Source organism: Shewanella algidipiscicola (assembly GCF_003605125.1).
GTDB lineage: Bacteria > Pseudomonadota > Gammaproteobacteria > Enterobacterales > Shewanellaceae > Shewanella > Shewanella algidipiscicola.
On the sequence record NZ_QPQT01000002.1, the window covers coordinates 206304 to 219007 of the forward strand.

At 46.7% G+C, this 12704-nt stretch carries 13 protein-coding genes; 8 read left to right on the plus strand and 5 right to left on the minus strand.

Features of this window, described 5'->3' with window-relative positions:
• Positions 1-22: 22 nt before the first annotated feature.
• A complete protein-coding gene (locus tag DVO77_RS03050; RefSeq protein WP_110455794.1) occupies positions 23-352 on the minus strand; it encodes a c-type cytochrome in 330 nt (109 codons plus the stop codon).
• Between the two features lie 195 nt (positions 353-547).
• Between DVO77_RS03050 and DVO77_RS03055 the strand changes: the two genes are divergently transcribed.
• Complete coding sequence (locus tag DVO77_RS03055; protein ID WP_119977228.1) at positions 548-814, plus strand: hypothetical protein; 267 nt, start codon at positions 548-550, stop codon at positions 812-814.
• Between the two features lie 126 nt (positions 815-940).
• Positions 941-1975 (plus strand): conjugal transfer protein TraF, encoded by a 1035-nt coding sequence (gene traF, locus DVO77_RS03060; RefSeq protein ID WP_110455795.1) that lies wholly within the window; start codon positions 941-943, stop codon positions 1973-1975.
• A 59-nt stretch (positions 1976-2034) separates the two neighbouring features.
• Here traF and DVO77_RS03065 read toward each other — a convergent pair whose 3' ends face one another.
• Both DVO77_RS03065 and metJ read right to left on the minus strand, forming a co-directional pair.
• Positions 2035-2772 (minus strand): sulfite exporter TauE/SafE family protein, encoded by a 738-nt coding sequence (locus tag DVO77_RS03065; RefSeq protein WP_119977378.1) that lies wholly within the window; start codon positions 2770-2772, stop codon positions 2035-2037.
• Positions 2773-2878: 106 nt separating this feature from the next.
• Complete coding sequence (gene metJ / locus DVO77_RS03070) at positions 2879-3193, minus strand: met regulon transcriptional regulator MetJ (RefSeq protein ID WP_110455796.1); 315 nt, start codon at positions 3191-3193, stop codon at positions 2879-2881.
• A gap of 223 nt (positions 3194-3416) precedes the next feature.
• On the opposite strand from metJ, the gene metB reads away from it, so the two are divergent.
• Together metB and DVO77_RS03080 are read left to right on the plus strand one after the other, a co-directional pair.
• Positions 3417-4583: a cystathionine gamma-synthase gene (gene metB / locus DVO77_RS03075; protein ID WP_119977230.1), complete on the plus strand. Its 1167-nt coding sequence runs from the start codon at positions 3417-3419 to the stop codon at positions 4581-4583.
• 19 nt (positions 4584-4602) lie between these two features.
• Positions 4603-6996 carry a bifunctional aspartate kinase/homoserine dehydrogenase II gene (locus DVO77_RS03080; RefSeq protein ID WP_110455798.1) on the plus strand — a complete coding sequence of 798 codons (2394 nt, stop codon included), beginning with the start codon at positions 4603-4605 and terminating at the stop codon, positions 6994-6996.
• A gap of 151 nt (positions 6997-7147) precedes the next feature.
• Here the strand turns inward: DVO77_RS03080 and DVO77_RS19345 are convergent, their stop codons facing one another.
• Positions 7148-7273 carry a hypothetical protein gene (locus DVO77_RS19345; protein WP_259650879.1) on the minus strand — a complete coding sequence of 42 codons (126 nt, stop codon included), beginning with the start codon at positions 7271-7273 and terminating at the stop codon, positions 7148-7150.
• A gap of 96 nt (positions 7274-7369) precedes the next feature.
• On the opposite strand from DVO77_RS19345, the gene metF reads away from it, so the two are divergent.
• The 4 genes from metF (at position 7370) to DVO77_RS03100 (ending at position 10574) form a co-directional block, all read left to right on the plus strand.
• On the plus strand, positions 7370-8260 hold the full coding sequence (metF, locus tag DVO77_RS03085) for a methylenetetrahydrofolate reductase (RefSeq protein ID WP_119977232.1): 891 nt from the start codon (positions 7370-7372) through the stop codon (positions 8258-8260).
• A gap of 315 nt (positions 8261-8575) precedes the next feature.
• On the plus strand, positions 8576-9136 hold the full coding sequence (locus tag DVO77_RS03090) for a c-type cytochrome (RefSeq protein WP_249038099.1): 561 nt from the start codon (positions 8576-8578) through the stop codon (positions 9134-9136).
• An 11-nt stretch (positions 9137-9147) separates the two neighbouring features.
• Positions 9148-10215 (plus strand): c-type cytochrome, encoded by a 1068-nt coding sequence (locus tag DVO77_RS03095; protein WP_110455801.1) that lies wholly within the window; start codon positions 9148-9150, stop codon positions 10213-10215.
• Between the two features lie 101 nt (positions 10216-10316).
• Positions 10317-10574 (plus strand): cysteine-rich CWC family protein, encoded by a 258-nt coding sequence (locus DVO77_RS03100; protein WP_119977235.1) that lies wholly within the window; start codon positions 10317-10319, stop codon positions 10572-10574.
• A gap of 224 nt (positions 10575-10798) precedes the next feature.
• Here the strand turns inward: DVO77_RS03100 and DVO77_RS03105 are convergent, their stop codons facing one another.
• A complete protein-coding gene (locus DVO77_RS03105; RefSeq protein ID WP_110455803.1) occupies positions 10799-12607 on the minus strand; it encodes a DEAD/DEAH box helicase in 1809 nt (602 codons plus the stop codon).
• Between the last annotated feature and the right edge of the window lie 97 nt (positions 12608-12704).

Below are 12704 nucleotides of genomic sequence, written 5' to 3' on the forward strand. Positions count from 1 at the left end.
CAGTCGATGGGCTTAGTGAGTCTTAACCACAGGTTTGTGGTTGATCGGAGTCTGCCGCGTGGTCATAGAGAAACTGCTGGATATCCAAGCGTTCTTTTTCGGAGAGTTGTTCAAAAACTTCAGGCTTAACCTTGTGTTGGTCATTCTTAAAGAAACGATCCCACTGGCTCATGGTTTTGCTCATCGGGGTGATTTCACCGCCCGAATCGCCTTTGCTATGACAGGCTTTACACTCTTTCTTGTAGAGGTGTTTGCCTTTCTTCGGGTTGCCACCTTCTACGGCATATACTTGGGCGCCTAACGAGAATGTGAGCATGATACACGTTGTTATCTTGACTATGTTTTTCATCATCTTTCCTTAATCACCGCCCGTGGTGATTTTTTTGTTAAACAAATCGAGCGTTTGTTGTTAAAGATCTTACTCAAGCGGGTGAGATGTGAATTTGAGGTTGATCACTTTTACAATAAAAATCTAATTGATAAAAATATCATTGATAAAAATCTAATTGATGCTATGTAAGTATCTATATTTAATGGTTTTTGTGTTTTGTTGTTTTTATGGGGAGGCGATTTAGGCTATCAATTGCTGGTGGAGGTGAATCACACTTTAGATGTTCATCATCTGCTAAATAACGTTAGCGATATCAATAAGCTTGTTAATTTATTTAAAGGGGGGGCGTTGTTAGATGGTATCAATATGCCGTCTAAAGTAGGTGAAAGAGGTTTTTTATGGGGGGCAATATCCATCACTTCAGCTATTTTTACGCCTAATAAAAGGGGATGGACCATCGACGTCAGTGCAACTAGAGATTAAATAGCACTAAATTGCAGTATTTTTACTAAGCACATCATTCAGAACTTGATAAATGAACTATCTTTAAAAATCGAGCGTATAAACATTTCGACACGCTTAAAAATATCATGGTTCGGGGGAAAGGGAATGAAGTGCCTTAGCATAATCGTGTTAATCACCCTGATGAGTGTTGCTAGTATTAGTTTTGCTGCACAGCAACATTATGACGCCCATGGCGATGCCATGGGTGTAGCTTCATCCAATCACCAAGGTACCGCCTTTATTAACCCTGCATTAATAGCCTTAGATGCCAGCAAGGACAGTGGTGGTAAGCTTCAGTCACTGCATGGTGAGCGAGCTTACACCAATAATGTTGGATTGGGTGTGTCCTTTGTCTTACCCACTGTTAAGATGCCAATGGCATTGTTTTATAAGACTTATATAGATGCTGTAGGCGTTGCTGCTGTCTCCCAAATTGATCTGGATAATTTAAATAACCTTGATGTCAATGGCTCGTCAACTATCTCAGAGTTAGACTCTCAAGGGGCAGTTGTTGCGGGCGGTGTGTCTGATATTGGCGTTGCGTTGAGTTTCCCCCTGTCAATTGTCAATATGCCTATCGCGGTCGGGATCTCGCCTAAAATGCAGCGCATTGACACTTACAACTATGTTGTGAATGCTAACAATTTTAATGTCGATGACGCTGATGATGTTCGCTATTCTTATGACGATACGGTATTTAATTTTGATATTGGCGTAGCGATACAGCCTACGGCAGGGTTGACCTTAGGGGTGTCGGGACGCAATCTTTTCAACCACAAGCAACAAACGATTGATACGCTAGGGCGGCAATTTACTTATCGAATTGAGTCTTTGTATACCGCAGGGCTTGCTTATGATTGGGCTAATCTGAGCCTAACTACCGATATCGATTTAAATGACTATCAGCGCTTTGATGAGGTGGCGAGTACACAATATTGGCGTTTCGCAGGAGAGCTAAAAACCGCCGATTGGTTGGCACTGCGGGTGGGTTATCGTCATGATTTAAACAATACTACAATTGACCTGTATTCTGTCGGCACTGGCTTTAGTATCGGTCGCACCTTTAATCTTGATTTAACTGGGTTATTTGGCAGCGACGATACCATAGGCGGCGTGATTCAAACCTCATATCACTTCTAACGTTGACCTGTCTTGCTAGGTTTGTCTGGCTTAGACCTGTGAGCTAGCGGACGGCTATCTTAGCTCGTTATATTCAGTTCGATAATCGATTTTACTGCCAGGATAAGTGCACTTAGACTGCATAATACCAGAGTTAAAAGCTGTGTTTTTCGTTTGTCGACAGCGCCGACAATACGATTAGCAACGATAAACCCTAGTAGTACCGATGGCAGTAAGAGCACCGAAAGATACAGATGACGTAGCGTGAGTAATCCACTGAAGGCCAAAATGATTAATGCGATCATTGAGCTAAAGATGAAGAACGCCGATAACGCCGCACGAAATTGTTTGGCGTCTTTGCCCGAAAGTAAAATAGCCATTGGCGGCCCACCGATGGCGGCGATATTACCAAAAATGCCCGACAGCACCCCCGCGATAAAAAGATTGCTGCGGTTAATTGGCAGGTGTAATTTGAAAATGCTCAGGATCACGGCTAAAGCAACGATGCTCGCAATGACCAAGCCTAACACTGGCTGTGGTGCGAGCAATAATAAGGCGGCGCCTAATATGCCGCCAGGGATACGCCCCAGCAAAGCATATTGTAAGCCGTTAAACTCCAGTGCGCGTCTCTCTCTTAGTAGGGTCAGTAAGGCGATAGAAAAGCCCATCATAATCACTGGAGCGGGTACTAGGCTTGGGTCGACAAGGTAGAGTAATGGTGAGGCGACAACGGCTAAGCCGAAACCGATTAGGCTTTGGGTTAGGGCGCCAATAAAGATGATCAGCGACGCTAGGCCAAGAAGCACGGGGTCAATCAAAAGTTCGGGCACTATGTCACCATAGATTCTAGTGTGTTTAGAGGTGATAAAGACGAGGGATCGCAGTGCGATCCCTCTCTAGCAAAACATGATAGGTAAAGTCGATTTACTCGACGTCTTCCCATTCGATGCCCATCTCAGTCATCAGCTTTTTCACTTCGGCTGGAATGCTGTCAGGTTTGTCCTTTGACAAATCATCGTCATGGGGTAAAGGTTGGCCAGTATAAGCATGCAAAAAAGCTTCACAAAGCAATTCGCTGTTTGTGGCGTGGCGTAAGTTATTCACCTGACGACGAGTGCGTTCGTCGGTTAAAATCTTAAGCACCTTGAGGGGAATAGAGACAGTGATTTTTTTCACTTGCTCATTCTTCTTACCATGTTCAGCATAGGGGCTGATATAATCGCCATTCCACTCAGTCATTGACTCACCTGTTAATTCTCAAATTCGGGGCAGATTTTATACCCTTACCGGGTACAGTCAAATTATTGCCTCTAATTTTTGTTAATTGCAAATAGATTTCTACATGCTTGGACGTCTAAACGTCTAAAGTTGTTGACGCTACCGCTTCCCTTAGGTACATTTAGACGTCCAGACATCTCTATGGTATAGATGACTGCCGCCGATTTAACTTTAGGAGTAAAAGATGACTGAGCGTAAATTAGCCACGGCAGCTGTGCGTGGAGGGATTGAATCCGACACTCAATATGGTGCCGTAGTCCCCCCCATCTACTTGTCGACCAATTACTCCTTTGATGGTCATCAACAACCGAGAGATTTTGATTATAGCCGTTCGGGTAACCCGACTCGCTGTATTTTGGCCGACGCCATAGCAGAGCTGGAACGTGGCGCGGCAGGCATAGTGACCTGTACTGGCATGGCGGCCATCACCTTAGTGACCAGCTTGCTTGGGCCCGATAATCTACTCGTGGTGCCACACGATTGCTATGGCGGTAGTTATCGACTATTTACCCACCTCGCCAAGAAAGGGGCATTTAAACTGGCGGTGGTTGACCAAACGAATGCCGCTGCTTTGGCAGACGTTATTGCTCGTCAACCTAAAATGGTCTGGTTAGAAACCCCGTCAAATCCATTACTGCGCGTGGTCGATATCGCAGCGATTGCGAGCCAGAGCCATGAAGTGGGGGCGCTAGTGGTGGTCGATAACACCTTTTTATCGCCTATCTTGCAGCAGCCTCTGTTGCTCGGCGCTGACATAGTGATCCACTCAACGACTAAATATATCAATGGACATAGCGATGTGGTCGGCGGCGCGGTTGTCGCTAAAGATGTTGAAGTGGGTGAGCTGTTACATTGGTGGTCTAATACCTTAGGCTTAACCGGCTCAGCCTTCGATAGCTATTTGACCTTACGCGGCTTAAGAACAATCGCGGTGAGAATGCGTCAGCATCAAGCCAACGCACAGCAGGTGTTAGCTTTGCTAACCCGTCATCGCGCGGTTGATAAGGTGTATTATCCAGGCTTGGCGGATCATCCAGGCTATGAGATTGCGTTAAAACAGCAAAAAGGTTTTGGTTCCATGCTCAGTTTTGAGTTAAAAGGTGGTGAAGCAGAGCTTATTGCCTTTTTAAATGCGTTAGAATACTTCTCTTTAGCCGAAAGCTTGGGTGGGGTAGAGAGCTTAGTGGCGGTTCCTGCTACCATGACCCACAGAGCGATGGAGCCAGCGGCGCGTGTAGAGGCTGGGGTAAAAGATACCCTCATTCGTTTATCTGTTGGAATTGAAGATGGTGATGATCTGGTGGCAGATATTCAAGCGGGTTTAGATGCGGCTATCGCGGTAAGTTGTTAAAGGTATTGAGGAGCAAAAAATGACACGATGTCATTTGCATAAATTTGGCGGTTCTAGTTTAGCGGATGCAGATTGTTACCGCCGTGTCGCTCATATATTACTCACCCATGGCCATAGCGATGATCTTATCGTGGTTTCTGCTGCGGGCAAGAGTACTAATTTTTTATATAAATTACTTGAGCTAACCGAGTCAGGTTTGCTGTGGCAAGAAGAGCTGCAAGTGTTGATCAGTTACCAACAAAATCTGATCGAGCAGCTGTTATCTAACGAACAGGCTCGCAGCTTACGCGAGCGTTTATCGACCGATAAATCCCAACTCAGCACGCTACTTTCTCTTGACGAGCTGAGCGATTATCAACGCAATCAAGTGGTCAGTTTTGGCGAACGCTGGTCGTCACGTCTACTTGCCGCGTTGCTGCGTGAGTCCGGTGTTGGGGCGGTCGATGTGGATGCGCGTACTTTATTGGTGGCCGATGAAGGCGCGGTACCGCAGATCCGCATTGGGCAATCAAAGCAAAAAGTGCAGGCGATGCTGAATGCTCACCCTAATGAACGCTTAGTGATCACCGGGTTTATCTGTGCTAATGATAAGGGAGATACCCTGTTGCTGGGTCGTAATGGTTCAGACTATAGCGCCACCTTGCTAGCCAGCTTAGCCAATATTGAGCGGGTGACCATTTGGACCGATGTGGAAGGGGTGTTTAATGCCGATCCCAATCGCATTAACGATGCGCGCCTGCTCAAAAGCATGTCATTAACCGAGGCCAATCGCTTGGCACACCTTGGCTCGCCGGTACTGCATAACCGCACCTTGCAGCCACTGTTTGACACTAACGTGAGCCTAGCGGTGCGTTCGAGTTATGCGCCCCATACCGATTTCACGCTGATCGCGCCTAAGAGCCTATCGGCCAGCGCGCCCGTCGTTACTAGCTTACCTAGCGTGTCATTATTTAGCTTAAGCTTTAATGCCGAGCTGCCTCAATTATTAGAGTGTTTTGCTAAGGCCGGACTGGCTCCTTTGGCCTACTGGTCATCGGCGTCTGGTCGCGCGGAACTCGCCTTTACCCACGAGAGTGAAAAACAAGCGCGGGCCATATTTGAAGTCAATATTCAAGTATTGGGGATCGATGCGTTAGAGGTGCGACAAGATTTAGGTTTAGTGGCCCTAGTCAGTGCTGATGCTGCACTTTATCGCCGGGGGTTTTCGCGCCTATTAAGCCGCGATGCTCATCCATTGTGTAATGATGGCCTAAGTTTGGTCACCTTGGTTCCTAAGGGGCAGGTGAGCCTATTGACGCAAAAGGTACATCGTCGCTGCGCTGGCCCGCGTAAACGTATCGGGGTGTTACTGCTCGGTATTGGTAATATTGGTGATGCATGGATTGAACTGTTTAAGCGGGCAAGGCCGGTATTAAACAAGGAGCTTGAGGTCAGTGTCGAGTTAGTCGGCTTATTGAGCTCTAAGTTGGCGCTATTAAGCGAGACCGATATCGATCTTAATCACTGGCAGCAGCAATTTAATGAGCAAGCAACCCCTTGGGATTACAGCCACCTGTTTGAACGATTACGCCATGTTGAATGTGATGAACTTGTCGCGTTAGATATCAGTGCTAGCGCCGATCTGGCGTTGCAGTATCCAGCATTTTTTGCCCGTGGTATTCATATGGTTAGCGCCAATAAGCTGGCAGGCAGTGGGCCTTTACCTTTTTATCAAGAATTAAAACAGCAACTGGATAATCGGCGACTTTTTTGGCGCTACAATGCCAGTTGTGGTGCGGGATTACCCGTGCAACATGCCTTAAATGACTTGCATAACAGTGGCGACGCCATCGAAGCGGTTGGGGGGATTTTTTCCGGAACCTTGTGCTGGTTGTTTGAACATTTCGATGGCACTAAACCCTTCTCTGAATTGGTGCTGCAGGCTAAGGCGCTTGGGCTGACCGAGCCCGATCCACGTGACGACCTGTCGGGTCGAGATATGCAGCGTAAATTGCTGATTTTAGCGCGAGAGATAGGCCATGATATTGAGCTTGATGATATTGCACTGCACTCTTTAGTGCCGCCGCATCTTGCGCAGATCCCACTGGCTGAATTTATTGAACGAATTAGTGAGCTAGATGCTGAAATGTTACGCCAATATCAAGCGGCAGCGGAGCAAAATAAAGTGCTGCGCTATGTGGCCTCCTTGCAACACAGTGACGCTCAACTTGCGGCACAGGTAGGGATTGAGTGGGTTGATCGCAACGATCCTTACGCTAATTTAACGCCCGGCGATAATGTGTTTGTGATTCGTAGTCACTTCTATCAAGATAATCCTTTGATTATTCGTGGTCCAGGTGCCGGCCGTGAAGTCACCGCTGCTGCGGTGCAATCGGATCTGGCGCAGATCTGTCGCGATCTATTGCAAGAGTAACCTCTTCGCAGACGTCATACCTTAGGCGGCCTAAGTTAACACTTGGGCCGCTTTTTTGTCGATAATGCCGCTATATAGTGCATCTACTACTTCATCTCAATGCCACAATATTCGCTTTTTTCTTGGAAAATGTCTGTTATCCAGCCGGTAGTTATATCGGCAATACCTTGTCGGCAAGCAGGTAATACATGTTATGTAACAATGGGTTGCTGATCATGTCGCTCATGCTGTAATCGGTTTGTTGTAGAGATGAATAGACTATTTTAATTTTGGTCAACTTTTACACTTGACTTCAAACTGAGTTTCTCTAGTATATGGACATATAGACGTCCAAACGTCTATTTACTATCATAGAACGTCTGAGGGATTAAAGATGGCTTTTCACCACGCACAACATGCAAATTCATTAAACCAAAGCTTGTCTGAGCTTAATGGTGACATTAACGTATCGTTCGAATTTTTCCCGCCAGCGACCCCTGAGATGGAGCAGATCCTATGGAAGTCCATTAGACGTCTCGAACCGTTAAAGCCTAAGTTCGTCTCGGTAACCTATGGCGCGAATTCTGGCGTGCGCGATCGCACTCATGGCGTGATTGAGCGCATTCAAAAAGAAACCGATCTGGTGGCTGCGCCGCATCTGACCTTGGTCGATGCTAGTGATGAAGAGTTAGTCGAACTGGCAAAGCATTATTGGAATTCAGGGATACGTGACATAGTCGCGCTACGGGGGGATTTGCCTGAAGGTAGCGCTAAGCCCACCCGATTTGCTAACGATTTGGTGCGTCTATTACGATCGGTGGCCGATTTTGATATTTCGGTTGCCGCGTATCCTGAAGGTCACCCTGATGCAACCAATGCGCAAGCGGATCTGATTAATTTAAAAAAGAAAATTGATGCGGGCGCTAACCGTGCTATTACGCAGTTTTTCTTCGATGTAGAGTCTTACTTACGTTTTCGTGACCGCTGTGTGGCGGCCGGTATCGACGTTGAAATCATTCCAGGTATCTTACCTGTCACCAACTTTAATCAACTCAAGCGCTTTGCTGGCATGACCAATGTGTCTATTCCTCGCTGGTTACATAGCCAATTTGAAGGCTTGGAGGACGATCCTGCAACAAGACAGATGGTGGGTGCCAATGTGGCGATCGATATGGTGAAAGTGCTGTCGCGTGAAGGTGTTAAAGATTTCCATTTTTACACTTTGAACCGCGCGGAGTTAACTTATGCTATTTGCCATACCTTAGGGGTGCGTCCGGGCAAATAAGCTCATGACAATTCGTCCCTTACGGTGGTTGGGCGCCTCTGGTGCTAATAGAGGGGCGTTACCGGCTTAATGGCGATTGATAGTTTCATTTATCGTGAGTACCCATCAATAGAGCATAAGTTGTATTGCTATAGTGACATTTGAACACATCTTGCTGCCAAAAGGATGCGTTTATGTTTTATAGGAATATTTTATGCTTTTTTTTATGAAATCCATTACCTTATTGTTCGAATCTCTCTATCATTAATAGCAGTCATAATCGGGAGGATAATTATGAGATCGATAACATTAGGTTCGGCTTTATTGCTATTGTCGATGCCTTTATTGGCAGAGCCAATGGCAATGCCGCCATCAGCACAGTTGTGTGGGACATGTCATGGTCCTACGGGGCAAGGCGTTGAGCCATTAGGCCCAAGATTAGCGGGTTTATCTACTGAATATATTACTCAGCAGATCAAGTTGTTCCAAACTGGTCAGCGCCAAAATGTCAGCATGACGCCTATGTCTATGGTGCTACAAGGTGATGCAATTAAGCCTGTTGCAGACTATTTTGCATCTCAAGAGGTGCCAGAAGTCACTGTTCACCTTCGTGGTGAAGCCGCAGTGTATAGCGACCCAACCCAAGAGTTGGTGTACCAAGGTGATTGGGACAGAATGATCCCAGCGTGCGTCACGTGTCATGGTCCTTCGGGCGTAGGTGGTGGCCAGTTCCCACGTCTTGCAGGCCAGCAAGCTAGCTATATCAAAACCCAATTACTTGCTTGGCAAGCCGGCACTCGTAAGGGTGATGTAGATGCAATGATGGGTTCCATTGCAAATAAGCTAACCGCAGATGAGATTGATGCGTTAGCCAAGTATTTTGCCGAGATCAAATAGGGAGTCTGACCATGAATCATGTTAAATCGCTACGCAGTGCTTTGATAGCGTTGGTTGGACTCTGTGTGCCAAGCTTAGTTATTGCCGCAGAGTTACCTGACAAGCAGGCAGAATTACAAGTTAAGCCGAAGTCAGAAGATACCGTTTATCTAAACCCAAGAGAGATGAGTGCCATTCCTCAAGGGGCATTTGGTGATAAAGTCAGACAGGGTTATCAGCTGTTTGTTAATACCCAACAGTTACGCGGTAAATATGTCGGTAACGAGTTGAACTGCTCTAATTGCCATATGGATGCTGGGCGTAAACCCAATGCATCACCATTATGGGCAGCTTATATGGCTTATCCCGCTTACCGTAAGAAGAATGATAAGGTCAATAGCTTCCAAGATCGTATTCAAGGCTGTTTTACTTATTCGATGAACGGTCAAGCGCCTGCAAATGGCAGTGAAGAGTTAGTGGCATTATCTGCTTATTCATACTGGTTAGCCATGAGTGGCTTGATGGATCAATATCAAGTGGCGGGTGAAGTGCCAGAGTTGAGTGATGCCGAGTTACTTAAAGGTGGCAAGCGTGAAGATTTTGCTCTACCAGCGGCGGTTAAAGCTGCGATGAATATTGATGAGTTAGCTAAGCTTCCTGGTCGTGGATTTCCACCGATTGACAAACCAGAGTTAGCCTATTCACCTGAGCGTGGGGCTACGGTTTACCAAGCGCATTGCCAAGCTTGTCACGGAGATGATGGCCAAGGGCTTGCCATTGCTGGTGTTTATAGCCTACCGCCATTGTGGGGGCCGCAGAGCTTTAACTGGGGTGCAGGCATGCATAGGGTCAATACTGCCGCAAACTTCATTTACGAGAATATGCCATTTGGTAAGAGTATTCAGCTGACAAACCAACAAGCTTGGGATGTTGCGGCCTACATTAATTCGAAAGATCGCCCACAAGATCCACGCTTTAAGGGTGATGTTGAAGCGTTACAAAAGCAATACCATAATCACCAAGGTTATTACGGTCAATCGGTTAATGGTGGCGCAGTTTTAGGTAGCCAATCTTACCCTGTGAACCCTGATAAAAAGTGATGTTGACGTTAATCAGCCTTGTCATCGACGCTGATTAATCTTGAGTGAGAGGAGTGTTAGCGTAACGGCTAATGCTCCTTTTTTATGGGAAATGGTGAGAGATGATATACAAACAGGCGGATTCGCCGACTCAGTCAGACGGATTATCGGACGCCACGATACAATGCCCCTTATGTCAGCAGTCAAATGAGTGCGCCGTAGCCAACCAACGGCCTAGTGAGACCTGTTGGTGTCATAGTCAAGTTTTTGTGCCAAAGGCATCGCTGACCGTCAATGTTCGCCGCGATGCCTGTCTCTGCCAAGCTTGCGCTGCAGCATTAATGGCGGAGCAGCAGGCTGGATTGAAACGGATAGATTGATATAGATAAAGGCGCGCTTGGATAGCGACGTTGCGGTTTGTATGCTCAGTGCTTATTGATAACACCGAGCCAATTTCAGCAATATAATTCTTATTGGGGGGAAACGTAAAAAAGGAGCCATTTGGCTCCTTTTTTGTCGCATTGGCGTTGATGTAAACTCACGTATTTAGCCACAACAGGTTATGTTAACGCATGGTGGCTTTAAGTGAGATAGACTCGGCCTATTAAGCGTTGTCTTTACCACCCTTACGGTGTGGTTTACGGTCGCCAGCTGGCTTACGGCGACGTGGTGGACGGCTGTCATCACCCGCACTTGCTGGCAGTTCGGTGCCGGCTTCACGGATGTTAAGCGGCTTACCGCATACACGCACTTTCTTCAGGTGCTGTAAGACATCTTTTGGCATTCCGTCTGGCAAGTCGATGGCGGTCATTGAATCAAATAATTGGATTTGTCCAATGTAACGGCTATCGATGTTGGCTTCATTTGCTACGGCGCCAACAATATTACCGACACCAACACCATGGTCACGACCTACGTCGATAACATAGCGACACATCTTAACGTCTGGGTGATCTTTTAAGGTATCAGCCGTTCCTAGATTGCTTGGCGTTGGTCGTGAATCACGACGGTTACGTTCGCGAGGTGCACGATCACCGCGTTCACCACGTTCACGGGTACTACGCTCATCACGACTATCACGTTGACGTTCGTTGATGTTAGGCAGCTGCAATGGACGCTCTTTCTGAACTTGCTGTAGTAATGCAGCAGCAAGAACTTCGGTATCAACTTCCAGTTGCTGACAAAGTTGCGCAACAGCACCCTTCATGAAATCGAGAGAGTCTTTACTGATTATCTCAGCAATTTGCTCGCCTAAACGAGATAGACGACGCTCAGTTACTGTTTCAGGGCTAGGCACGTCCATTGGAGAGATACGACTCTTAGTCGCGCGCTCAATGGTGCGCAGCATGCGCATCTCTCTGTGGGTCACAAATAGAATTGCCATACCAGTACGACCAGCACGGCCTGTACGACCAATACGGTGAACATAGGCTTCAGTGTCGTATGGGATATCGTAGTTAATAACGTGACCAATACGTTCAACGTCAAGACCACGTGCAGCAACGTCAGTTGCAATAATAATATCAAGTTGACCACGTTTTAGCTGATCAACGGCGCGTTCACGAGCTTGCTGATTCATATCGCCATGGAGCGGTGATGATGCATAACCACGAGCTTCTAGCTTCTCTGCCAGTTCAACACAGCTGTTACGTGTACGAACGAAGATGATAATACCTTCAGTATTTTCAACTTCGAGTACGCGAACTAACGCTTCTAGCTTGTTGTGTTGCGAGACTTGAACGAAACGCTGTTCGATTGAGGCAACGGTAGTATGACTTGCAGCGATACTAATGTGTGCTGGCTCAGTAAGATATTTATTGGCAACACGCTTAATTTGCTCAGGCATAGTAGCTGAGAATAATGCTAGCTGACGCTGCTTAGGCGTGTGCTCTAGGATCCATTCGATATCATCGATGAAGCCCATTTTTAGCATTTCATCGGCTTCATCGAGCACCATAGCTTTAAGCGTATCAAGCTTAAGGGTGCCACGACGCATATGATCCATTACACGGCCAGGCGTACCGACGATGATTTGTGGACCACGACGCAATGCGTTAAGTTGTTGATGCATGCTTTGACCGCCATAAATGGGCAGTACGTGCATACCTTTCATGAATTTTGAATAGCTACCAAATGCTTCGGCGACCTGCACAGCAAGTTCACGAGTTGGGGCTAATACTAAAATTTGTGGTGTATTTGACGTAGGGTCAATCGCATTTAATAGCGGTAGCGCAAATGCACCGGTTTTACCGGTACCTGTTTGTGCTTGACCTAAAATGTCTTTACCAGCCATAAGTGGCTCGATACTAGCAGACTGAATTGGCGTTGGTTTTTCGTAACCAAGCTCGTCAAGAGCACGCAACAAAGGCTCGGCAAGACCGAGTTCGCGGAAAGTTTTTTCATTGGATGACATGGGTTGTAGCCTTGTGGTGTAGCAAAGTGCAGAGACTGCACTAAAGATTTTATAGACAGAAAATCAACCCCGTGTCGACTTCCCGCACCGAAAAGTA

Coding starts and splice junctions, on each gene's coding strand:
- DVO77_RS03105 (WP_110455803.1), bottom strand. CDS start 12,607: ATGTCATCCAATGAAAAAACTTTCCGCGAACTCGGTCTTGCCGAGCCT.
- DVO77_RS03095 (WP_110455801.1), top strand. CDS start 9,148: ATGAATCATGTTAAATCGCTACGCAGTGCTTTGATAGCGTTGGTTGGA.
- DVO77_RS03080 (WP_110455798.1), top strand. CDS start 4,603: ATGACACGATGTCATTTGCATAAATTTGGCGGTTCTAGTTTAGCGGAT.
- traF (WP_110455795.1), top strand. CDS start 941: ATGAAGTGCCTTAGCATAATCGTGTTAATCACCCTGATGAGTGTTGCT.
- DVO77_RS03090 (WP_249038099.1), top strand. CDS start 8,576: ATGCCTTTATTGGCAGAGCCAATGGCAATGCCGCCATCAGCACAGTTG.
- metB (WP_119977230.1), top strand. CDS start 3,417: ATGACTGAGCGTAAATTAGCCACGGCAGCTGTGCGTGGAGGGATTGAA.
- metJ (WP_110455796.1), bottom strand. CDS start 3,193: ATGACTGAGTGGAATGGCGATTATATCAGCCCCTATGCTGAACATGGT.
- metF (WP_119977232.1), top strand. CDS start 7,370: ATGGCTTTTCACCACGCACAACATGCAAATTCATTAAACCAAAGCTTG.
- DVO77_RS03050 (WP_110455794.1), bottom strand. CDS start 352: ATGATGAAAAACATAGTCAAGATAACAACGTGTATCATGCTCACATTC.
- DVO77_RS03100 (WP_119977235.1), top strand. CDS start 10,317: ATGATATACAAACAGGCGGATTCGCCGACTCAGTCAGACGGATTATCG.